The sequence below is a fragment of the Paenibacillus rigui genome, assembly GCF_002234615.1.
Classification (GTDB): Bacteria; Bacillota; Bacilli; order Paenibacillales; family NBRC-103111; genus Paenibacillus_S; species Paenibacillus_S rigui.
On sequence record NZ_NMQW01000027.1, the window covers coordinates 152,420 to 174,216 of the forward strand.

A 21,797-nucleotide genomic window follows, 5' to 3' on the forward strand; every position below is an offset into this window, starting at 1 on the left:
GTTCAGACCGGGTAAGCTTTTTTGTATAGTTTTTACCGTTCTAACCATACTAGGAAGGATGATGATTTGGAAAATTAGGGGGATGAATGATGACTAGTTTTTATAATCAGGAGCAGCCACAGCAGCAGCCGAATCCGGAAGAAGTGAAGCGAAACACAACCGTGGATACAATTCAGCAGCTGGGTCAAACGACAACGCCTGCAGGTGAATCGAATATTTTTTGTATGACCATCATCGGACAAGTGGAGGGACACTTGGTCTTGCCTCCGCAAAACAAGACGACCAAATATGAACATCTCATTCCTCAATTGGTCGCAGCTGAACAAAACCCGAAAATTGAAGGAGTTTTGATCATTCTTAATACGGTTGGCGGTGATGTTGAAGCCGGTTTAGCCATTGCGGAGATGATCGCAACATTATCCAAGCCGACAGTAACCTTGGTACTGGGCGGAGGCCATTCTATCGGTGTACCGATAGCCGTTTCATCCGATTATTCCATTATTGCAGAGACTGCAACGATGACGATTCACCCGATCCGTTTGAATGGACTTGTGATTGGAGTTCCCCAAACGTTTGAGTATTTGGACAAAATGCAGGAGCGTGTCATTCGATTTATTATAAGCCATTCGCGGGTTACTGAAGAGAAGATCAAGGAATTGATGTTCAAGACCGGAGAATTAACCCGCGATATCGGCACAACAGTGATTGGCGCTGATGCAGTGAAATATGGACTAATCAATGCGATAGGCGGAATTGGGGAAGCCATTAAGGAACTGAATCGACGTATTGAGGATAAGCGGCAAGCCTCACCAGGAGGAATGGTCCAATGATTCACTACACTGTTTTGCCATTGGATGCAGTAATGGACGGAATTGAAACGATGGAAGCTTCAACAATCGAGGTGACTATGAATGGCATTACGATGCAGGTACAGCCTATGAATGCAACGCAAGCTTCTATCGTTCGAATCCTAAGCCCGAATCCTCAGGATTATCTTAATCCACTGTACTCCCCTGGCCGGGTGATCCAATTTCAGCTTGTCCTTCAGTGAAAAAGGGAGGTAGGGCTAAGGTCTGATTTTTACAGTAATATGAAGCATCACTCCAAAGTATGGTATAATTTGTACTTGGGGGTGAGTCGCATTGGCAAGGCCAAAAAGGAAAAGTAAAACGATCAAAACCAATTTAAAATACGAGCTATATGGAATTATTATTTTGACCTTGTCCGTTATTGCCCTCTCTCAAGGAGGTCCGGTAGCCCGAGCGTTGACGTATTTATTCCGGTTCGTCATTGGAAGCTTTGATTTTATCATACCGCTTGTATTTATTTACATCGGTTTGTACGTGATGGTCAAACGTAAGTGGCCTATATGGAAGACATCAAGGAAGACAGGCATACTGCTTATGGTATTAGCCATTCTTATCATGAGTCACGTGAGTCTGTTTGACAGGCTTTATCCGAATGGAAAGTTCACCGCAGGTATGATTCTGACTCAATCCTGGAGCAGTATGGTGGATGGGCTTCAGGCTACCGATAAGGGCAAGGACATTCTCAAGCTCGAAGTCGGGGGAGGCATGCTGGGGGCAGCCATGTACAGCCTTCTCTATTTTTTGTTTGCTAATATTGGAGCCAAGCTGATCCAATATACTGTGTTTATCATCGGGTTCATTTTGCTCACAGGTATCTCGATAGGGGATTTGATGACCAAATTAAAAGGAAAGCATTCCTTCGCTGATACGCTGCTGGGCCAATACATAAAACGAAAAATAATGGAACGCAGTCGCAATAAAGCAACAATCGTAAAGAAGAAGCCTGCAGCAGCGGTGGCTTTTATCCCTGAAGAGAATGAATTCGATGAAGAAACGCTGCGTCCAGAGCGCAAAGAGAAGAAGCCGGGGAAAAAGCGCAATTTGTTCTTTGATTTAATTCAGCCGAAGCCTCAGGCACAAGCTTCTACTGAAGCCAGTTCTACCGCAGCAGGACAAGAATTGGATGAAGAAATAACGGTGTACTCTGCTGAAACAGAGGAACCGAATCCCCGGAATCAAGTGAAACCAACGAAACAGCCTGTTGAAGATGTTGGGCCGGAGCCAAATCCGCTTATACCGGTGATACGTGACTTCCAGGAGCAAGTATTACAAGAGGCATCCCAATCGGTCATGTCGGAGCCTTCAAGTGCACCTGTAGCTACAGCTGCAGCTCGGGTGTCTGGAACCGCAGGTAGTACATCAAATGATTCAGAAGGAGGAGAAGATGGTGCCGCTGCGGACGATTTTGATATTAAAAATAAACCGCTCGCCATTCCATATGAGCTTCCTCCGTTTTCTCTATTGGCCAAGCCCAATGCGGGAAAAGGCTCTGATTCCTTGGACTACAAGGCCGTAGCACGTAAATTGGAAGCCACTCTGGAAAGCTTCGGGGTTAGGGCCAAGGTGCTGGAGGTAGTCAGAGGCCCATCTGTAACACGGTATGAGATTCAACCGGACGTTGGAGTGAAGGTAAGCCGAATCGTTAGCTTGACGGACGATATTGCCCTGGCTCTCGCAGCCAAAGACATAAGGATGGAAGCGCCGATACCAGGTAAATCAGCAATCGGTATCGAGGTTCCTAATTCTGAGGTTTCCATTGTTACCATGCGTGAAGTGATGGAGAGTCCTGCATTTCAAGAGTCGAGCGCGAAATTGTCTATTACCTTCGGCCGCGATATCGCAGGTCAGCCGATTGTCGGCAATTTGGCCAGAATGCCTCACATGCTGGTGGCTGGAGCAACAGGCTCCGGTAAATCGGTATGCATTAACGGGATTATAACGAGCATTTTGTACAAGGCAAAGCCGGATGAAGTGAAGTTTCTTATGATTGACCCCAAAATGGTTGAATTGAATGTATACAATGGTATACCGCATCTGCTGGCTCCGGTTGTAACTGACCCGCGTCGCGCTTCGCTTGCCCTGAAGAAAGTCGTTGTAGAGATGGAGAAGCGGTATGAGCTCTTTTCCAAGAGCGGCACACGGAATATGGAAGGCTACAATGCCATGCTGCTGGAAACTCAATCCGGCGCACCATTGCCTTATATTGTCGTTATCGTGGATGAGCTTGCCGACTTGATGATGGTTGCTGCGAATGATGTAGAAGATTCCATTTGCCGACTTGCACAAATGGCAAGGGCAGCGGGAATCCATTTAATTATTGCAACCCAAAGGCCATCTGTTGATGTCATTACCGGGGTTATCAAAGCCAACATTCCTTCCAGGATTGCATTTGGCGTGTCCTCACAGGTCGATTCCAGAACAATCCTGGATATGGTCGGGGCCGAAAAGCTGCTGGGTCGTGGAGACATGCTCTATTTACCGATGGGAGCTTCCAAGCCGGTTCGTGTTCAGGGTGCTTTCTTGTCGGATAACGAGGTAGAGACCGTCGTTAATTATGTTCGGACGCAAGGCCAGGCTAATTATGTGGAGGATATGGTACCTGAAGTTGAGGAGCAAAGCGATGCAATGGATCAGGTGGAGGATGAATTGTACGATCAAGCAGTACAGATTATTTTGGAGGCCAAGCAGGCTTCCGTCTCTTTGCTGCAGCGCCGCATGCGTGTAGGTTATACCCGAGCGGCAAGGTTAATTGACTCCATGGAAGCCAAAGGCATCGTAGGCCCTTATGAAGGAAGTAAACCACGCGAAGTATTAGTTTCTTTGGAGCAGTACCAGGGGAGAATGTCTTCCTGAGGCTGCCCACCAAGGCACATTTGGCATATTTATGCCAGGTGTGCTTTTTTTTGTGCATAGATATGAAGAGTACCATTCCCTTCACTTACCAATTTTGTCTGAATAGAAGCTCTCATGCTTTCTCATAATAACCTTAAAAAGGTTGCCAATATGAATGTGGGAAAGGTGAGTACAAGTAGATGAACAAACGTCTGGTTGTTATTACATTTTGCTTGATTATCGTTCTATTTGCGGGCTATCAGCTTAAGCATCAGTACACAGTGGAGCAAACGTTCAGTAAAAATGATATCAAATACGGTGCAACCGGTAAGGATGTTTATGAGCTTCAAGGCAGGCTGAAGTTTCTCGGTTTTTACAATGGAAATGTGGACGGAGATTTTGGTTACAACACGCTCCGGTCTCTAAAGTGGTTTCAATCGGAATTCGGTCTGAATGTCGATGGGATTGGTGGAGATAAAACGAAGCTGAAGCTTTGGGAGGCCACCAAAAATTACAAGCCTACCGCAAATGAACTCCCGCCTTCCAGCCAGGGAACGAGCGGTACTGCGGGTGGAACGGCAAGCAGCGGTGGAGGGACAACAACACCTCCGAATTTGGCACCTTCCAACCAACTGGGCTTATCTGCGCAGGATCTGAAGCTGATGGCCAATGCGGTTTATGGAGAATCCCGTGGAGAACCTTACATAGGACAAGTAGCGGTCGCAGCGGTCATTTTAAACCGCGTACAGTCGGCGAGCTTCCCTAATACGGTATCCGGCGTCATCTTCCAGCCCGGGGCTTTCACAGCGGTTGCCGATGGACAGATTTGGCTTACACCGAACGAAAATGCCAGCAATGCCGTAAGAGATGCGTTGAATGGCATGGACCCGACAGGAGGGTGCACCTACTATTTTAATCCTGAAACAGCAACGTCCAAGTGGATTTGGTCACGACCGCAGGTCAAGCAAATCGGCAAGCACATCTTTTGTAAATAGACCCGAAAGAAGTAACCCTCGAGGTTGCTTCTTCTGTTTCTGAAGGAATATAATGGTATAACGAAACGAATGTAATACGAAAGGAGCAATGTCCCTTTGAAACATATCCAATTTGAGCGAGGCTCGACCCGCAATATCAGGGTGCACGTGCTGCCTACCGAACAGTTTAAAACTTACGCCATCTCGGTTTACATCGGTACTCCCTTAGAGGAGGATACGGTGACCCCGACGGCATTTATTCCTTTTGTTCTTCGCCGCGGAACAGAAACCTACCCGGAGACGAAGCAGTTTAGAGAACGCCTTGATGATTTGTACGGGGCTGGCTTCGGTTTTGACATTTACAAGCGTGGTGACTACCAAATGGTGCAGTTCCGTATGGACTTAATCCAAGACCATTATGTGAATAGTCCGGAGTCGCTGCTTCAGAAGGGGATCCAGTTTGTTGGAGAAGCGATTACGAAGCCGGCTTTGGAAGACGGACATTTTGTCAGCAAGTATATTGAATCCGAGAAGATATCGCTGCAAAAGCGTATTGAGTCGATCGTAAATGACAAGATCAAATATGCGGCAGAACGCTGCGTAGAAGAAATGTGTAAAAATGAGCCTTACCGGCTTCATCCGCTTGGGAATATCGAGGCACTCCAAAAGCTAACGCCGGAGAGTCTCTATACTTACTATCAACATTGGATTCAAACGTCACCGATTGATATTTATATTGTCGGTCAAACCTCTTTGGAAGAAGTACTGCCCATCATTGAGAAAAGCTTCGACATCGATCGGACATCAGCGAGCCTGACGGCATATTCAGGTAAAACGGAACATCGTCAAGTGAGTGAAGTGCGTGAAGTGATCGAGCAATTGGATGTAAATCAAGGCAAGCTGAATTTGGGCTTAAGGGCTAATCTGACCTATGCAGATCCTGCATATCCGACTATGCTGATGTACAATGGCATATTGGGAGGGTATCCCCACTCGAAGCTGTTTATCAATGTAAGGGAAAAAGCCAGCTTGGCTTATTACGCTTCCTCACGCCTTGACGGTCACAAAGGGATCTTGACGATTCAATCCGGTATTGAAATCCAAAATTATGAGAAAGCCGTCACCATCATCCGTGAGCAATTGGAGGCGATGGCGAAAGGTGAGATCAGTGATGTAGAGCTTCAACAAACGCAGGCGATGATTTCCGGCCATTTGCGTGAGCTTCAGGATTCAGCATTTGAGCTTATTTCCTTTGATTTCAACAATATTTTATCGGGTGTGGAACGAACAGTACCTTCATTGGTTGAAGCGGTATTGGCCGTGGATAAAGAGCATATTCAAAACATCGCTAAACAAGTACAGTTGGACACGATTTACTTTTTGCGCGACCGGAAGGGAGGAGAGTAATCGATGCAAGCAATTCCGTATCCTCACGTTAAAGAAACATTGTATGTGGAGCAGCTGCCGAACGGATTATCTGTGTTTGTGCTGCCCAAGGAAGGGTTCCAAAAAACGTACGCTACATTTTCCACCAAATACGGCTCCATCGATAACCACTTTCAAGTGGAAGGCGGCTCCAAATCAAAAGTCCCGGATGGGATCGCTCACTTTTTGGAGCATAAAATGTTTGAAGAGCCTACTGGAGACATATTTGCCGTTTTTGCTTCCCAAGGCGCTTCGGCTAATGCATTTACAAGCTTTGACCGCACGGCTTATTTGTTCTCCGCTACGGAGCATATTCATGATAATTTAACGACGCTGCTTAACTTTGTTCAAAATCCTTACTTTACGGATGAAAATGTAGAAAAGGAAAAAGGGATTATCGGCCAGGAAATAAAGATGTACCAGGATAACCCGGATTGGCGGTCTTACTTCGGGCTAATTGAAACGATGTACCACACTCATCCGGTTCATATCGATATCGCCGGTACGGTCGAGTCCATCTCCCATATTACGAAAGAATTGCTGTATGATTGTTATCACACCTTTTACCATCCGAGCAATATGAGTCTTTTTGTCGTTGGCGGTGTAAATCCCGAAGAAATTATCGAGCTGGTTCGAGCCAATCAAGCATCGAAGGATTATAAGTCTCAAGGCAAGATTCTTCGGTATTTTGATCAGGAGCCATCGCAGGTGAAGCAAAAAGAAAAGGTAACGGTGCTGCCTGTTTCCTTGCCTAAATGCTTGTTCGGCTGCAAGGAGCCCGAGCAAAAGGACGTAGGTAAAGATATGCTGAAGCGGGAGCTCACCATGAGAGTTCTGTTGGATATTTTGGTCAGCCCAAGTTCCGCGATTTACCAGAAGCTGTACGATGAGGAGCTTATTTCGGATAATTTCGGCAGTGAGTACAATATTGCGGAAAACTATGCTTTCTCCGTTATTGGCGGAGATACGAAGGATCCCGAGAAGCTTATCGCCCGCGTGCAAGAGGAAATTGACAAGGTGAAGGCGCAGGGAGTTCATGCTGCTGATTTTGAACGGAGCCGTAAAAAGAAAATCGGCGGTTTCATGCGGCAATTAAACTCACCTGAATCGATTGCAAACGAATTTACCAAATATCGTTTCAAAAATATCGACTTGTTCGATATTTTACCGGTATATGAGCAAATGACGCTGGAAGACGTGAATGAGCGGCTGCGTCAGCATTTTGACTGGAATCAATTGGCGGTTTCCATTGTAAGAAGTGAGCGAAAATGAGTGTTTCTCCGTCACATAAGCCTTTCACCGAACAAACGGTATTAATTACCGGAGCAAGCCGCGGCATTGGTGCAGCGATCGCTGAACGTTTCTCCTCTGTAGGTATGAATGTTGTCATTCATTACTTGCAATCCCATGAAGCGGCTAATGAGGTGGCCAGAAGCTGCATGAGGCACGGTGCCAACGTGTTGACAGCGACCGCTGACTTGCGAAGCAAAGAGCAGATTTTACGGCTTCAGGAGAAGCTGGAGCATCATAATATGGTACCGGATATTCTCGTCAACAATGCGGGAATCGCCCATTACGGCCTTTTGACCGATGTGTCCGAGCAATTGTGGGACGATGTTATGAATGTCAATCTCAAGGGTACTTTTTTGACGACTCAACAGTTTATGCTTCCTATGATATCCCAGAAATATGGGAGAATCATCAATGTTTCGTCCATTTGGGGCATCTCCGGTGCCTCTTGTGAAGTGGTTTATTCTACGGCAAAAGGCGGGATGAACGCCTTTACCAAGGCGCTGGCTAAAGAGCTGGCGCCTTCGGGTGTGACGGTGAATGCCGTTGCCCCCGGAGCTGTGGAAACCTTGATGCTATCCAATTTTGACGCGGAAGAGAAGGCGGCCATTGCGAATGAAATCCCTATCGGCCGGTTTGGGCACCCCAATGAAATTGCCTCATTAGTTTATTTTTTAGCGCTTCCAGAATCCGGCTACATTACCGGCCAAATTATAAGTCCAAACGGCGGTTGGCTTACCTGATGAACCGTATATTCCTCCTCCATATTGCGAACATTAGTATTTGTAGTGATACTTCATCTAAGGAGGATGACAGCATGGCAACCGTATTAAAGGCGTTTGACAAATGGAAAGAGTTTTTGAACGACCGTGTTGAGCAAGCTCACAAGGCTGGAATGAATGACGACACTATCAAGAATCTGGCAGTGCAAATCGGTGATTTTCTGGCTAACAAGGTAGACCCGGAAAACAGCGAAGAGCGCATTCTCAAAAGCTTATGGGACGTCGCAGACGAAACCGAACGTAAAACCATTGCAGGTCTCATGGTCAAACTGGTAACCCCAGGAAAATAACGAACAATTCCTTATTAGCCTCCTTCATTAGGAGGCTTTTCCTTGCTTTTCATGGTATACTGAAAAAAGTATGTTTTCACCTAGAACTATTTAATGGTTAAGAAAGGCGGCTCGTATTGGATTGAGTACATTAAGATGGACAAGATGGCTGATGCTGACAATTAGTTTGATGCTGCTATTAAGCGGCTGCGGTAAAAATATCCCCGCAATGGATCCGGCACTTTTACAAAGTAAATTATCCGTACTTCTCATTTCCAAACCTAATTTACCGGAGAATACTCGCACTACTTTCGCTAAAACATTGTTGTCCTGGAGAGACAATGAGAAAATTTCATATGAGTGGATACCCGATGTATCAACACTGCAGGAGCAGCATATCAATAAAATCAAATCGACGGCTTATGATTACATAATCGTGGTGGGCAGTGAGCTTACTGTGCAGGCACAACCTTATGCAGCACAAATTCCCGATAAAAAATGGGTTTTACTTGATGATTCGATATCTGGCACTAACACACCGGTGCTGCAGGACAAACAGACGTTATGGAAGCAAACGGGAGCAAACTTCATGCAGCAGCAGTGGGATGACTGGGTAAGACAGGAACAAAACCAGGGCAAAATAATCGAGTGGGTTACTACCAATAACCGGGCGATCCCTTCGACATGGGCACCTTCTGAAGAAGCGGAATATATATCGTATTCGGATGCGGACGGATGGTATGCGCCCTTCCAGACACTGGTCAGACAGCATGGTCCGAATTGGATAGCAATCTATAGTCCTGTCGATGCTACCTTGCTGCAGCGAATGAAGAATCTACAGGTTCCGATCATGAATATGTCAACAACTGCCATTGCTTTGAATTGGGATGTTGTCTTCGCCGGACTGCTGGATCAGATGAAAAAGCAGCAATGGACACCGGGACTGCAAAATTACACGACGCAGGAGATCCAGGTAAAAAAGCCATAGCAACTTTTTCAATCGTTTCAGGAGGAATTTAGCGAATTTTGTAGAATATTTTCGTAACAACTTACAAAAATATGAATGAGATGGGCTATTGACATCGATATGAGGTGCGGAAATGGAAACAAAGCAATGGTATATGGAATATAGAATTCATAAAAACAGACCCGGTTTGTTGGGGGATGTAGCGTCTCTTATGGGGATGCTGGACATTAATATTGTCACCATTAACGGGGTGGATGACCGTACTCGCGGGATGCTTTTACAAACCAATGATGATGAAAAAATTGATTTAATGGGTAAAATGTTAAGAAAAGTGGATAATATAACTATTACGGCTCTTCGGGAGCCTAAGCTTGTCGATATATTGGCAGTTCGCCATGGACGATATATTGAAAGAGATTCGGATGATCGGAAAACGTTCCGTTTCACACGTGATGAGCTCGGGCTGCTGGTTGATTTCCTTGGAGAGATTTTCAAGCAGGAGGGCAATCAAGTCATAGGACTGCGCGGGATGCCAAGGGTTGGTAAGACAGAATCCATCATCGCCGGTAGCGTTTGCTCGAACAAGCGTTGGACTTTCGTATCATCCACATTGTTGCGCCAAACAGTCCGCAGCCAGTTATCAGATGATGAAATGAATCCAAACAATGTGTTCATTATCGACGGGATTGTGTCCACGATTCGCTCCAATGAGAAGCATCATGTGCTGCTGCAGGAAATTATGAGCATGCCATCTACTAAAGTCATCGAGCATCCGGATATTTTTATTCGCGAATCGGAGTATACTTATGATGATTTTAGCTGCATTGTGGAGCTTCGGAATTCACCGGATGAAGAAATTTCGTATGATTCCTTTATCGGGGGATTCGATGAATATTAATCCATATTCATTTTAATAAACGGAAGAAAGGGGTGAGAACATGTCCGAACTTGGCCAAATGCTTCGAAAAGCACGTTTGGAAAGTAAAATTTCTTTAGACGATTTGCAGGAAATGACCAAAATTAGAAAACGCTATTTGGAAGCGATTGAAGACGGCAACTTTAAGGTGCTGCCCGGAAACTTCTATGTAAGAGCGTTTATTAAAAGCTATGCGGAAGCTGTCGGATTGGATCCGAATGAAGTGCTGCATATGTATCAGAATGTCATCCCCGCCCCTGAACAGGAGCAGACAGAGCCTATTCGAACCAAGAGGACATCGCGCAATAACGAAAAAATCGGCAAGTGGGCTTCGAATATCATGATGATTTCCTTTGTAGTTCTCATCCTGGGAATCATCTACTATTACCTCAACATGAATTACAGCGGCGCACAGCGTGATGTAACAGCGAATGACGAGCCCAAGCGGGTTACGGATAAAGTAGAGCCCACAACCCCAAGCACGAATACGTATAACAATACTGTTCCTGTAGCTGAAAATAACCAAACGGCTGCCGTTCCTACGCCTCCGCCGGCACCTAAAGCAGAAGTAAAGCTCGTGAAGAGTCAAGGGGGAACTGATTTTTACTCTGTCTCGAACGCAAGCAAGCTTACAATAGAAATGAAAGTAACAGGGGATGCTTGCTGGTTTCAGATCGATTCATTAGGACAGAGCAGAGATACGCTCGAGCAAGGAACTTACACTAACGGCAAGTCTCAGAAATGGGAGCTGGACAACTCGGCATTCATGATTTTTGGACGCTCCAATGCTGTCGAATTGATGGTTAACGGGACCTCTGTTACCGTTGGGGATACACCGAATGCGAAGCGAATTCAATTCGATCTGCAAAAAAACCAGGGGTGACGATCGGTCACACTTCTGGCACCAACACGAGTTCATGATCTATTAGAAGGCGGGTTCTTTCCATGACAGCCAGTTGGATAGTTGTAATTATCGGTGCTGCAGTCAGCTGTTTGGGATGGTATTTATCCCCTCATGCTTGGGGTTACGGTCTATTCGGATTTGGACTTGCTCATATCGTTCTTGGGATGATGGATATGTTCCGGTTTGCTTCCGATGAGGAGCCGCAGAGTGAATAGCACTATGAAATAGGCACCTCGATCGGCTTTGGCTGGCAGGTGTCTTTTTAGTATAATGGTATTGGAATTAGTTAAATTTGAATGATGATAGGGGAAATGGAAGGATGAGTTCAGAAAGTTCGTTTGACATTGTATCTAAAATGGACATGCAAGAATTAAATAATGCGATGAATCAAGCGGAGAAAGAAATTGCTACCCGTTTTGATTTTAAAAACAGCAAAAGTAAAATTACACTCGAAAAGGATGAACTCGTTATTATTTCCGATGATGAGTTCAAGCTGCAAAACGTACTCGATATTTTATATTCCAAAATGACGAAACGAGGCATCTCTGTAAAAAACCTTGATCACGGCAAAGTGGAGCCGGCATCCTCCCAGACCGTTAGACAGAAAATTAAGCTCAAGCAGGGCATCGATCAAGATCAAGCGAAAAAAATCAATATATTGATTCGGGATTCTAAATTGAAGGTGAAGAGTCAGATTCAAGGAGATCAAATCCGGGTGACCGGGAAAAGCAAGGATGATCTCCAACAAATCATTCAACTGCTTCGCAAGGCGGATCTTCCGCTTGAGCTGCAGTTCCAAAACCTTAAATAGCAGCATTTATGAGATGAACTCTTGGGCGGCAGAGATATGCTTGCTTAAGGGTTCATTTTTGACACGTTTCCTTTGCATGGTTTATACTTGTAACTGAATGTAGACAGGCTCGAATATTGGAGGATATTACATGACGGAGAAAGTGAAGGTAGTTACGCTCGGCTGCGAGAAGAACCTGGTTGACTCTGAGATTATGTCAGGTTTAATTCATGGGCGCGGCTACGAATTGGTAAGCGATAAGGAAGATGCTACGGTTATTATAGTCAATACTTGCGGATTTATCGACGCAGCGAAAGAAGAGTCGGTCAATACGATTTTAGATATGGCTGAATTAAAACAAACGGCTAATTTAAAAGCTTTGATTGTTTCCGGATGCTTAACACAGCGCTATAAAGAAGAATTGATGAAAGAAATGCCTGAGATTGACGGAATTGTCGGCACCGGTGATTTTCACAAAATTAATGAAATTGTTGATGAGGCGTTGGCGGGTAAAAAGCCGATTCTTGTAGGCAATCCGATTTTCAATTATGATCAGGCTTTGCCGCGCCGCGTAACGACACCAAGATATACGGCCTACGTAAAAATTGCAGAAGGCTGCGATAATGCCTGTACGTTCTGCAGTATCCCGATCATGCGAGGGAAGTTCCGCAGCAGAAGTATGGAATCGATTATTGCTGAAGTGGAGCAGTTGGCGGCTCAAGGTGTACGAGAAATCAGTCTGATCGCTCAAGATTCTACGAATTACGGCACCGATTTGTATGATGGGTTTAAGCTGCCGGCTCTTTTGAATAAGGTGAGTGAAGTAGAAGGGATTGAGTGGGTTCGCCTGCACTATGCCTACCCTGGATTTTTCACGGATGAATTGATCGATACGATTGCTAGCAACCCTAAAGTGTGCAAATATGTCGACATGCCTCTGCAGCATAGTGAAGACAGCATTCTGAAGAGAATGAGAAGACCTGGAAGACAGCAGGATGCCAGAGCCTTAATTGAAAAAATTCGCGCCAGAATACCTAACGTTTCCTTGAGAACCTCTTTAATTGTAGGTTTTCCTGGCGAAACCGAGCAAGATTTCGAAAATCTCAAGCAGTTTATTCGTGAGGTTGAATTTGACCGCTTGGGCGTGTTTGCTTATTCTCAGGAGCAGGATACCCCTGCAGCCCGCCTGCCGGATCAAGTGCCGGATGATGTGAAAGAATACCGGGCAAACACCTTAATGGAAATTCAGCGTGAAATTTCCAATCTTCGCAACGGTCATCGTGTAGGGGAAACCGTAGATGTACTGATTGAGAAATATGACGGTAGAAATGATGTGTATGTTGGACGCTCGCAATATGACGCTCCCGAAATTGACGGGGAAGTGTTTGTGAAGGGAACTGAGCTCAAGATTGGCGAGGTGACCAAAGTACGGATTACCCATTCCTTTGAATTCGACCTGTCAGGGGAGGTTGTGGCATGAACCTGGCCAACAAAATCACCTTGGCGAGGATTTTCTTAGTGCCGATTATTATGTTTTTCCTGCTGGTGAACCTGAAGACACCGCATATTCGTATTGAACAATTTACAATTACGTACAACCAAATTGTAGCTGCGCTTATCTTTATTGTGGCTGCCAGCACGGATAGTCTTGACGGTTACATTGCCCGCAAGCATAAACTCGTAACCAATTTAGGCAAGCTGCTGGATCCGTTGGCTGATAAATTACTGGTGTCCGCTGTGCTCGTTTCCCTTGTGGAAATGGGCAAGGTGGATGCTTGGATTGTTATTGTCATTATTAGCCGTGAGTTTGCCATTACCGGTCTACGGCAGATCGCTTTACTGGAGGGACATGTCGTAGCAGCGAGCAAATGGGGGAAATGGAAAACGGCGACCCAAATTATCGCGATTATTGCGCTGCTTATCAATAATTTCCCGTTTGCCTTCTTAAATTTCCGGTTTGATCTGTATGCAAGCTGGGCAGCAGCAATCATTACCTTGTACTCAGGCATAGATTATTTTGTGAAAAATAAACATATCGTTACCTTCAATGAATAAAACAGTAGGGATTTTTCCTATTGTTTTTTGTTCTTAATTGTTTATGTTAACTGGAGGAGTGACTGAAGATGAAAGCGGAAATTATTGCGGTGGGAACCGAATTGCTTCTGGGGCAAATCGTGAATACGAATGCTCAGTTTATAGCCCGAGCTTGTGCTGATTTAGGTGTCAGCGTCTATTTCCAGACCGTTGTAGGAGATAACACGGCCCGATTGAAGGAAGCATTGACTTTGGCTAAGAGCCGTGCAGATTTAATCATCTGTACCGGGGGGCTGGGACCGACACAAGATGATCTGACGAAAGACGCTTTAAGCGAATTGTTAGGGCAACAATTGATTGTGCATCAGCCTTCACTGGATTACATAGAAACGTTTTTCCGCAGCCGCGGGGTGCCGATGGTCGAAAGCAATGTGAGGCAAGCGCTAATGCTTGAGCACAGCGATCCTTTAAAGAACGATAACGGTATGGCTGTAGGCGTTGCCCTAACCCAAGAGAAGACCCATTACATACTGCTTCCAGGTCCGCCTAAAGAAATGAAACCGATGTTTGAACATTATGCGGCTCCATGGATTGCTTCCAAGCTTGAAGGCGTTGCCCCTCTCTTTTCTAGAATGTTGAAGTTCGCGGGAATTGGAGAGTCGGCTTTAGAGCATGAGCTGCTTGATTTAATCAAAGCGCAGACGGATCCTACAATCGCTCCTTATGCCAAAGAAGGGGAGGTCGCTATTCGCATTACGACCCGCGCTGCCAGTCAAGCGGAGGCCGATCGGAAGCTGGAGCCGATGGAGCAAGAAATTCGCCGGAGACTCAGCCAGCATATTTACGCTTCCGATGATGTGACATTGGAATATGAGATTGTACGCAGCATGAGGGGGAGAGGGCTGACTCTTGCTGCAGCGGAAAGCTGTACCGGCGGAAGGCTTAGCGATATGTTAACGGCCATTCCAGGTAGTTCGGCTGTTTTCGAAGGCAGTATCGTATGCTACACGAATGCGTGGAAGCATAAGCTGCTCGGAGTTCCGATGTCGGTGCTGGAAGGGCCTGAAGCTCCTGGCGCGGTAAGTGATGAAACGGCTCGGCTACTGGCCGAGAATCTATTGAAGCAATCAACGGCGGACTTCGCGTTGTCGATTACGGGAGTGGCGGGTCCCGACGAGTCTGAGGGAAAACCTGTTGGCCTTGTTTATGTAGCGGTTGCCACCAAAAACGGTACAACGGTTTCCAAAAAGCTGCAACTTGCCGGGAATCGGGAATCTATTAAGCTTAGAGCCGCCAAAAGTGCTTTATATCAACTATGGCAGCTGCTTAGAAATTAACGCTTGTCATACATCCATAGATTGTTATATAATATATTTATCGGAAGCACCGTAGCAAAGCCAAACTCTTTGTTGCGGTTTTTCTTTTGACTAATGATCGAATGTATGTTCGCAAAAAAGTGCTTGGCAACGTAAACAAAACAAGTTATCATGTAATTATCCAATATGAAGAAGGAAGTGAGTGTTTTGACAGATCGGCGCGCAGCATTGGAGAATGCTCTTCGTCAAATTGAGAAACAATTTGGCAAAGGCTCCATTATGAAGTTGGGTGAATCCACCCATATGCAGGTTGAAACTATTCCCAGCGGTTCTTTAGCACTGGATATCGCTCTTGGTATCGGCGGCTTTCCGCGTGGTAGAATTATAGAGGTATACGGCCCGGAATCATCCGGTAAAACAACAGTAGCATTGCATGCGATCGCAGAAGTGCAAAGAGCAGGGGGACAAGCTGCTTTTATCGACGCTGAGCATGCCTTGGATCCTTTGTATGCTAGTAAGCTGGGCATTAATATTGATGATCTACTGCTATCCCAACCGGATACGGGAGAACAAGCTCTAGAGATTGCGGAAGCTTTGGTTCGCAGTGGTGCAGTGGATATTATCGTTATTGACTCTGTTGCGGCATTAGTTCCGAAGGCTGAGATCGAAGGTGAAATGGGCGACTCTCACGTTGGTTTGCAGGCCCGTTTGATGTCTCAGGCTCTTCGTAAGCTATCCGGTGCTATTAATAAATCGAAGACGATTGCGATATTCATTAACCAATTGCGTGAAAAGGTTGGCGTCATGTTCGGTAACCCAGAGACAACGCCAGGGGGACGTGCACTGAAGTTTTATTCCTCCGTTCGTTTGGATGTTCGTCGTGTGGAAACCATCAAACAAGGCAACGACATGGTCGGGAACCGTACACGTATCAAAGTCGTGAAGAACAAGGTCGCGCCTCCGTTTAAGCAAGCGGACATTGACATTATGTATGGTGAGGGAATTTCCAAGGAAGGCAGTATTATTGACATCGGGTCCGAGATGGATATTGTCCAAAAGAGCGGTGCATGGTACTCTTTCAATAATGATCGCCTAGGTCAAGGTCGCGAGAATGCGAAGCAGTTCCTAAAAGAAAATCCGCAAATCGCCGATTTGATCGAGAGAAAAATTCGCGAGAACAGCAATTTAACGGCTACCGCTTCCGAATTGCACGATGATGAAGATGAGGACGAAGCAGACCTGCTGGCCTTCGAATAATATAATATACGGCAAAGGCACCTGTACATTATGTATATGGTGCCTTTGTTATCCTAGCCTGAGGAGTCACATATGAATCATGATGAGGAAGATAAGTTACGCAGCGGTACGATAACTAAGGTAGAACGACAAAAGAGAGTAAAGGACCGTTATAACCTCTATATTGATGATGAATTTGCCTTTTCCGTTCACGAAGATATATTAATTAGATATAAGCTGGTAAAGGGCTCTGAGGTTGAAGAGGAAGGCTTGAGAGCGATTGTTCATGCTCAGGAGAAACAACGGGCTTACTTATATGCAGTCAGGCTGTTGGGGTCCCGTTTGCGGTCAGAGCACGAACTGTGGAATCGTCTGAAGCAAAAAGGATATGATCCTGTACTCGCAACGACTACGGTTGAACGTTTAAAGCAAGAACAGTATGTAAATGACGCCGTATTTGCGGAGCAGCTAACGAAGCAGCGTGTGCGCTCACAGAAAAAAGGACGGAACTGGGTCAAGCAAGAGCTTCAATTCAAAGGAATTGATCCGATACAAATCTCAAAGGCCATTCAACAAATTGACGAGGAAACAGAGTATAGAAGTGCCTATGAATTGGTATACAAGAAATATCGTAAAGAATTTATTATCGATGCTAAACAAGCACAAAGAAAAGCAATGGGTTTTCTATTGCGAAGAGGCTATAGCTCAAGTCTTGTATCGAAAGTGGTTCGTGAGGTATTGAAAGCTTTCGGGGAAGAGCTGGAGGATGAGATGAACGAATTTGGGTTCGAGTGATCATTTCATTCATATCATATAATATTAATGAAGTTAAGTAAATGGGAGCATTTATCCCTGGCTAATTAGCATAAGGGAATCATTTCTGGGCATGACACCTTGACAAGCTTCTTCGACAAAAGATAAAATAATCATGTATAATTTTATACACAGAATCTTCCTTTCTTCATGTAAGGAGGGTTCGTAAAGTAAAATCGCCAATTTTTACTTTTTCTTATGCTTGTCAAACGGATTAAAAACCAAAACCATACTGTCCCAAGCTACCCCTTGGAGAAACAACGAGGAGGTGAACTGGATGAACAATCCGGCCATCTGGATCTTAATTATTCTCGTTGTTGGTTTACTTTGCTTAGGGATTGGTTATTTTATCCGCAAGAATCTTGCAGAAGCGAAGATTTCAAGTGCTGAGCAAGCCGCCGAGCAAATTAAGGAAAATGCTAGGAAAGAGGCGGAAGCACTAAAGAAGGAAGCGGTTCTGGAGGCTAAGGACGAGATTCACAAGCTTAGGTCCGAAGCTGAAAAAGACATTCGTGATCGTCGGAATGAAACACAACGACAAGAGAGACGTTTGTTGCAAAAAGAGGAATCGCTGGATAAAAAATTAGAATCTCTGGAGAAAAAAGAAGAGCAGGTCGCCAACAAAGAGAAAAGAATCGAAGAAACCCAATCGCAAATTGATCAGATTTATAAAAATCAAGTTGCGGAGCTGGAACGAATTTCCGCTCTTTCTATGGAAGATGCCAAGCAAATTATCTTGACCAATGTAGAGCAGGAAGTAAGACATGAAACAGCTCAATTAATTAAAGAAATCGAACAACAAGCTAAAGAAGAAGGCGACAAGAAAGCGCGTGAGATTATTACGCTGGCCATTCAAAGATGTGCTGCCGATCATGTGGCTGAAACAACCGTTTCTGTCGTTTCCTTGCCGAATGAGGAAATGAAAGGACGTATTATCGGGCGTGAAGGCAGAAACATCCGTGCACTGGAAACACTGACGGGTATCGACCTTATTATTGACGATACGCCTGAGGCGGTCATTCTTTCCGGCTTTGACCCGATCCGTAGGGAAATTGCCCGTACTTCTCTTGAAAAACTGGTGGCAGATGGACGTATCCATCCTGCACGTATTGAAGAGATGGTTGAAAAATCCCGTAAAGAAGTGGATGAACGTATCCGCGAATATGGGGAGCAAGCGACATTTGAGACAGGCGTTCACGGGTTGCATCCGGATTTGATCAAAATCTTGGGTCGTCTTAAATTCAGAACGAGCTATGGACAAAATGTGCTTAAGCACTCCATGGAAGTGGCCTACCTGACCGGATTGATGGCTGGAGAACTTGGGGAAGACGTGACATTGGCGAAACGTGCCGGTCTCCTGCATGACATCGGTAAGGCATTGGATCATGAAGTAGAGGGCTCACATGTTGAAATTGGCGTCGAGATTGCCAAAAAGTACAAAGAGCACCCTGTAGTTATTAATAGTATCGCATCTCACCATGGTGACTGTGAAGCTACATCGGTAATCGCCATGCTGGTTGGTGCAGCAGACGCATTGTCGGCAGCAAGACCAGGAGCTCGCCGTGAGACACTCGAAACGTACATTAAACGTCTAGAGAAGCTTGAGGAGATCTCAGAGTCGTTCGACGGCGTTGAGAAGTCCTATGCAATCCAGGCTGGACGTGAGGTTCGTGTCATGGTACAGCCGGAAAAGGTCGACGATACGGAAGCATTCCGCTTGGCTCGTGATATTACGAAGAAAATTGAAAGTGAACTGGACTATCCGGGTCATATCAAAGTAACCGTAATTCGCGAGACGCGTGCGGTTGAATACGCTAAGTAACCAATTGCATACACTACAACGAAAAGTGGCTGAATAAGCCACTTTTCTTTTAGCATTTCATCCATTCTCGCTATAGCAAGCAAAGGTTTATGCACATAGAAGGGAGCACCAAATGAGAATTTTATTTATCGGAGATATTGTCGGTTCCGTCGGTCGCAAGGCGGTCAAGGCTTGCCTGCCTGGGCTGAAACAGAAGCTGAATCCGACATTTATTATAGCAAATGGAGAAAATGCTGCGGCAGGAAGAGGGATTACTGCGGCGCTTACAAAGGAACTCTTTGAAATGGGGATCCATGGCATTACGATGGGGAACCATACATGGGACCAAAAAGAAATATTTGATTTTATAGATAATGAGGAGCGAATGGTCCGGCCGGCTAATTTTCCAAAAGGGACGCCAGGTCGCGGTTATACCTTCATTAAAGTCAAAGGACATGAACTGGCTATCATTAATATGCAGGGCCGAACCTTTTTGCCACCATTAGATTGTCCTTTTGAAAAGGCGGATGAAATTGTGGATGTAGTCAAAAAACGGACGAAGTTCGTTTTGTTTGACTTCCATGCGGAAGCGACCTCAGAGAAGCTTGCCATGGGCTGGCATTTGGACGGAAAGGTGTCTGTGGTGGTTGGAACACATACACATGTACAAACCCATGACGAGAGGGTTTTGCCGCAAGGAACAGCTTATGTAACCGATGTAGGAATGGTTGGCCCCCGGGATGGAATACTCGGCATGGAGAGGGTGGCTGTCATGCAGAAATTTAAAACCCAGCTCCCGGTTCGTTTTGTGGTAGATGAGGGGAAATGGCACTTCCATGCAGTATGTATCGATTTAGATCCCAATACAGGGCTGGCTCAAAAAATCCAACTCATCCGGAAGGATGAAGACCAGATTATTTTCGAATGATTCTGAATTGTTAGAAAATATGATCTTCGGGAAGAAGGAATTAACCGCAATTTCCTAGAATATGATTAGTACTGGAAGCAATCCATCATTCCCGAGGAGGTACTTTTCATGGAAGTATTAAAAGTTTCAGCAAAGTCCAATCCTAACTCCGTAGCTGGAGCGCTGGCAGGGGTATTACGCGAACGCGGTGCAGCTGAGCTGCAAGCGATCGGTGCCGGTGCACTAAACCAAGCTATTAAAGCTGTAGCGATTGCACGTGGATTCGTGGCTCCCAGCGGGGTTGATTTGATTTGCATACCAGCCTTTACAGATATTGTGATTGACGGAGAAGATCGGACGGCCATCAAGCTTATTGTGGAGCCAAGATAATACGTACGCATGACGATAGGAATGAATAAAGTTGTACTTTACAGCCTGTTTACTTTGTAGACAGGTTTTTTAATTTGTTATTTAAACGAAGCTGGGGAGGCGTGAAGTAAATGATTATCGACGGTCATTGTGATGCATTGTGGAAAATGTATGAGAAGCCAGGTCTGAATTTTTATGACCCGCTGCAAACGGAGCTGGATGTGAATGCGGCAAGACTGGCTGCTTCCGAAGTAAAAATCCAGTTTTTTGCAATTTATTTGTCCGAAGCTATTCGTCATCCTCATTTCGAGCATTATCTGGAGTACATAAATATTTTTTATCAGAAAATTGTGTCAGCAGGCCAAATGTGCCTGATCAAGAATCAGTCGGATCTCAACCGTGTTATTCAAAGTGATGTGAGAGGTGCTATGTTAACCTTGGAGGGAGCGGATGCGATTAGGGACAATCCCTTATACACGCAGACATTGTACCATCTGGGTGTCCGCATGATCGGTGTGACATGGAACTATGCGAATTGGGCGGCAGATGGCATTCTTGAGCCGCGGCAGGGGGGCTTTTCGAAAAAAGGAAAAGGATTTATTAAAGATTGCAATGAATTGGGCATGATATTAGATGTATCCCATCTATCAGTGAAATCATTTTGGGATATGGCTGATTTATCTCTAAAGCCTTTTGTCGCTACACATTCCAATGCCAAGGCCATTTGCAACCACCCTCGTAATTTGGATGACAGTCAAATACAGGTGTTAATTCAGAAAAAAGGCCGGATCGGTATGACCTTCGTTCCATGGTTTGTATCCGATAAAGGAACGGCATCGATAGACCAATTGCTTAAGCATATTGAGCATATTTGTGCATTGGGGGGTGTGCAGCATATCGTTCTCGGATCAGACTTTGATGGAATTGAACAATGGATACCTGGTCTGGAGCATGCGGGTCAATATAACAATTTAGCCGATAAGCTAAGCAAGCATTACAAAGACGAGTGGGTCCAAGGCTTTCTCTTTCGCAATTGGTTAAGCTTCCTGCAAACGAATCTGCCCAATTGTTAAACAATTGTATCTATATCGGAGATATATGCCGTGATAATTAATCTCTTTTTGATATGGATATCATCTAAAATAACTATCTTTAAAATGGTTGAAATCACTTGCTTTTTGACATGTAAAGTCATAAAATTTGGTTGACAACTGAAAGAAATTTTTTATCCAATTATGAAATTTCTTTTAAAGTATAGTTGATCTGTTGCAAAATGACAGTGACAATTCAAAGGAGTGGACAA

22 protein-coding genes are annotated in these 21,797 nt (G+C 45.1%); all 22 read left to right on the plus strand.

What is annotated here, in order from left to right; genetic code table 11:
- Positions 1-86 precede the first annotated feature (86 nt).
- The gene (locus tag CF651_RS19690) at positions 87-830 is read left to right on the plus strand and encodes a ClpP family protease (protein WP_094016582.1); all 744 of its coding nucleotides are present in this window, start codon (positions 87-89) and stop codon (positions 828-830) included.
- Complete coding sequence (locus CF651_RS19695; protein ID WP_094016583.1) at positions 827-1,051, plus strand: YlzJ-like family protein; 225 nt, start codon at positions 827-829, stop codon at positions 1,049-1,051. The genes CF651_RS19690 and CF651_RS19695 overlap by 4 nt, the downstream gene beginning before the upstream one ends.
- Before the next feature lie 91 nt (positions 1,052-1,142).
- The gene (locus tag CF651_RS19700) at positions 1,143-3,722 is read left to right on the plus strand and encodes a DNA translocase FtsK (RefSeq protein ID WP_094016584.1); all 2,580 of its coding nucleotides are present in this window, start codon (positions 1,143-1,145) and stop codon (positions 3,720-3,722) included.
- Positions 3,723-3,901: 179 nt separating this feature from the next.
- Positions 3,902-4,696 carry a spore cortex-lytic enzyme gene (gene sleB, locus CF651_RS19705; RefSeq protein WP_094016585.1) on the plus strand — a complete coding sequence of 265 codons (795 nt, stop codon included), beginning with the start codon at positions 3,902-3,904 and terminating at the stop codon, positions 4,694-4,696.
- A 96-nt stretch (positions 4,697-4,792) separates the two neighbouring features.
- Positions 4,793-6,082: an EF-P 5-aminopentanol modification-associated protein YfmF gene (gene yfmF, locus CF651_RS19710; protein ID WP_094016586.1), complete on the plus strand. Its 1,290-nt coding sequence runs from the start codon at positions 4,793-4,795 to the stop codon at positions 6,080-6,082.
- A gap of 3 nt (positions 6,083-6,085) precedes the next feature.
- Positions 6,086-7,372, plus strand: a complete 1,287-nt coding sequence (gene yfmH / locus CF651_RS19715) for an EF-P 5-aminopentanol modification-associated protein YfmH (protein ID WP_094016587.1) — start codon at positions 6,086-6,088, stop codon at positions 7,370-7,372.
- Positions 7,369-8,133, plus strand: coding sequence for an elongation factor P 5-aminopentanone reductase (gene ymfI / locus CF651_RS19720; protein WP_094016588.1), 765 nt, complete (start codon positions 7,369-7,371; stop codon positions 8,131-8,133). Before yfmH ends, ymfI begins: the two co-directional genes overlap by 4 nt.
- A 74-nt stretch (positions 8,134-8,207) precedes the next feature.
- Positions 8,208-8,462: a DUF3243 domain-containing protein gene (locus CF651_RS19725; RefSeq protein WP_094016589.1), complete on the plus strand. Its 255-nt coding sequence runs from the start codon at positions 8,208-8,210 to the stop codon at positions 8,460-8,462.
- Positions 8,463-8,583: 121 nt separating this feature from the next.
- Positions 8,584-9,429, plus strand: coding sequence for a hypothetical protein (locus tag CF651_RS19730; RefSeq protein ID WP_144029080.1), 846 nt, complete (start codon positions 8,584-8,586; stop codon positions 9,427-9,429).
- A gap of 112 nt (positions 9,430-9,541) precedes the next feature.
- Positions 9,542-10,306: a DUF3388 domain-containing protein gene (locus CF651_RS19735; RefSeq protein ID WP_094016591.1), complete on the plus strand. Its 765-nt coding sequence runs from the start codon at positions 9,542-9,544 to the stop codon at positions 10,304-10,306.
- 40 nt (positions 10,307-10,346) lie between these two features.
- A complete protein-coding gene (locus CF651_RS19740) occupies positions 10,347-11,207 on the plus strand; it encodes a helix-turn-helix domain-containing protein (protein WP_094016592.1) in 861 nt (286 codons plus the stop codon).
- A gap of 62 nt (positions 11,208-11,269) precedes the next feature.
- Positions 11,270-11,443: a hypothetical protein gene (locus tag CF651_RS32395; protein WP_179232891.1), complete on the plus strand. Its 174-nt coding sequence runs from the start codon at positions 11,270-11,272 to the stop codon at positions 11,441-11,443.
- A 104-nt stretch (positions 11,444-11,547) separates the two neighbouring features.
- Positions 11,548-12,039, plus strand: a complete 492-nt coding sequence (locus tag CF651_RS19745) for a YajQ family cyclic di-GMP-binding protein (RefSeq protein WP_094016593.1) — start codon at positions 11,548-11,550, stop codon at positions 12,037-12,039.
- 130 nt (positions 12,040-12,169) lie between these two features.
- Positions 12,170-13,498 carry a 30S ribosomal protein S12 methylthiotransferase RimO gene (gene rimO / locus CF651_RS19750; RefSeq protein WP_094016594.1) on the plus strand — a complete coding sequence of 443 codons (1,329 nt, stop codon included), beginning with the start codon at positions 12,170-12,172 and terminating at the stop codon, positions 13,496-13,498.
- Positions 13,495-14,073, plus strand: coding sequence for a CDP-diacylglycerol--glycerol-3-phosphate 3-phosphatidyltransferase (gene pgsA, locus CF651_RS19755; RefSeq protein ID WP_094016595.1), 579 nt, complete (start codon positions 13,495-13,497; stop codon positions 14,071-14,073). The genes rimO and pgsA overlap by 4 nt, the downstream gene beginning before the upstream one ends.
- A gap of 68 nt (positions 14,074-14,141) precedes the next feature.
- Positions 14,142-15,389: a competence/damage-inducible protein A gene (locus CF651_RS19760; protein WP_094016596.1), complete on the plus strand. Its 1,248-nt coding sequence runs from the start codon at positions 14,142-14,144 to the stop codon at positions 15,387-15,389.
- A 186-nt stretch (positions 15,390-15,575) separates the two neighbouring features.
- Positions 15,576-16,625, plus strand: coding sequence for a recombinase RecA (recA, locus tag CF651_RS19765; protein ID WP_094016597.1), 1,050 nt, complete (start codon positions 15,576-15,578; stop codon positions 16,623-16,625).
- 72 nt (positions 16,626-16,697) lie between these two features.
- Positions 16,698-17,399 (plus strand): regulatory protein RecX, encoded by a 702-nt coding sequence (locus CF651_RS19770; RefSeq protein ID WP_094016598.1) that lies wholly within the window; start codon positions 16,698-16,700, stop codon positions 17,397-17,399.
- Between the two features lie 295 nt (positions 17,400-17,694).
- The gene (gene rny, locus CF651_RS19775) at positions 17,695-19,239 is read left to right on the plus strand and encodes a ribonuclease Y (RefSeq protein WP_094016599.1); all 1,545 of its coding nucleotides are present in this window, start codon (positions 17,695-17,697) and stop codon (positions 19,237-19,239) included.
- 112 nt (positions 19,240-19,351) lie between these two features.
- Positions 19,352-20,146, plus strand: coding sequence for a TIGR00282 family metallophosphoesterase (locus CF651_RS19780; protein ID WP_094016600.1), 795 nt, complete (start codon positions 19,352-19,354; stop codon positions 20,144-20,146).
- 108 nt (positions 20,147-20,254) lie between these two features.
- Complete coding sequence (locus tag CF651_RS19785) at positions 20,255-20,515, plus strand: stage V sporulation protein S (protein ID WP_006286829.1); 261 nt, start codon at positions 20,255-20,257, stop codon at positions 20,513-20,515.
- A 110-nt stretch (positions 20,516-20,625) separates the two neighbouring features.
- On the plus strand, positions 20,626-21,567 hold the full coding sequence (locus tag CF651_RS19790) for a dipeptidase (RefSeq protein ID WP_094016601.1): 942 nt from the start codon (positions 20,626-20,628) through the stop codon (positions 21,565-21,567).
- Positions 21,568-21,797: the final 230 nt, after the last annotated feature.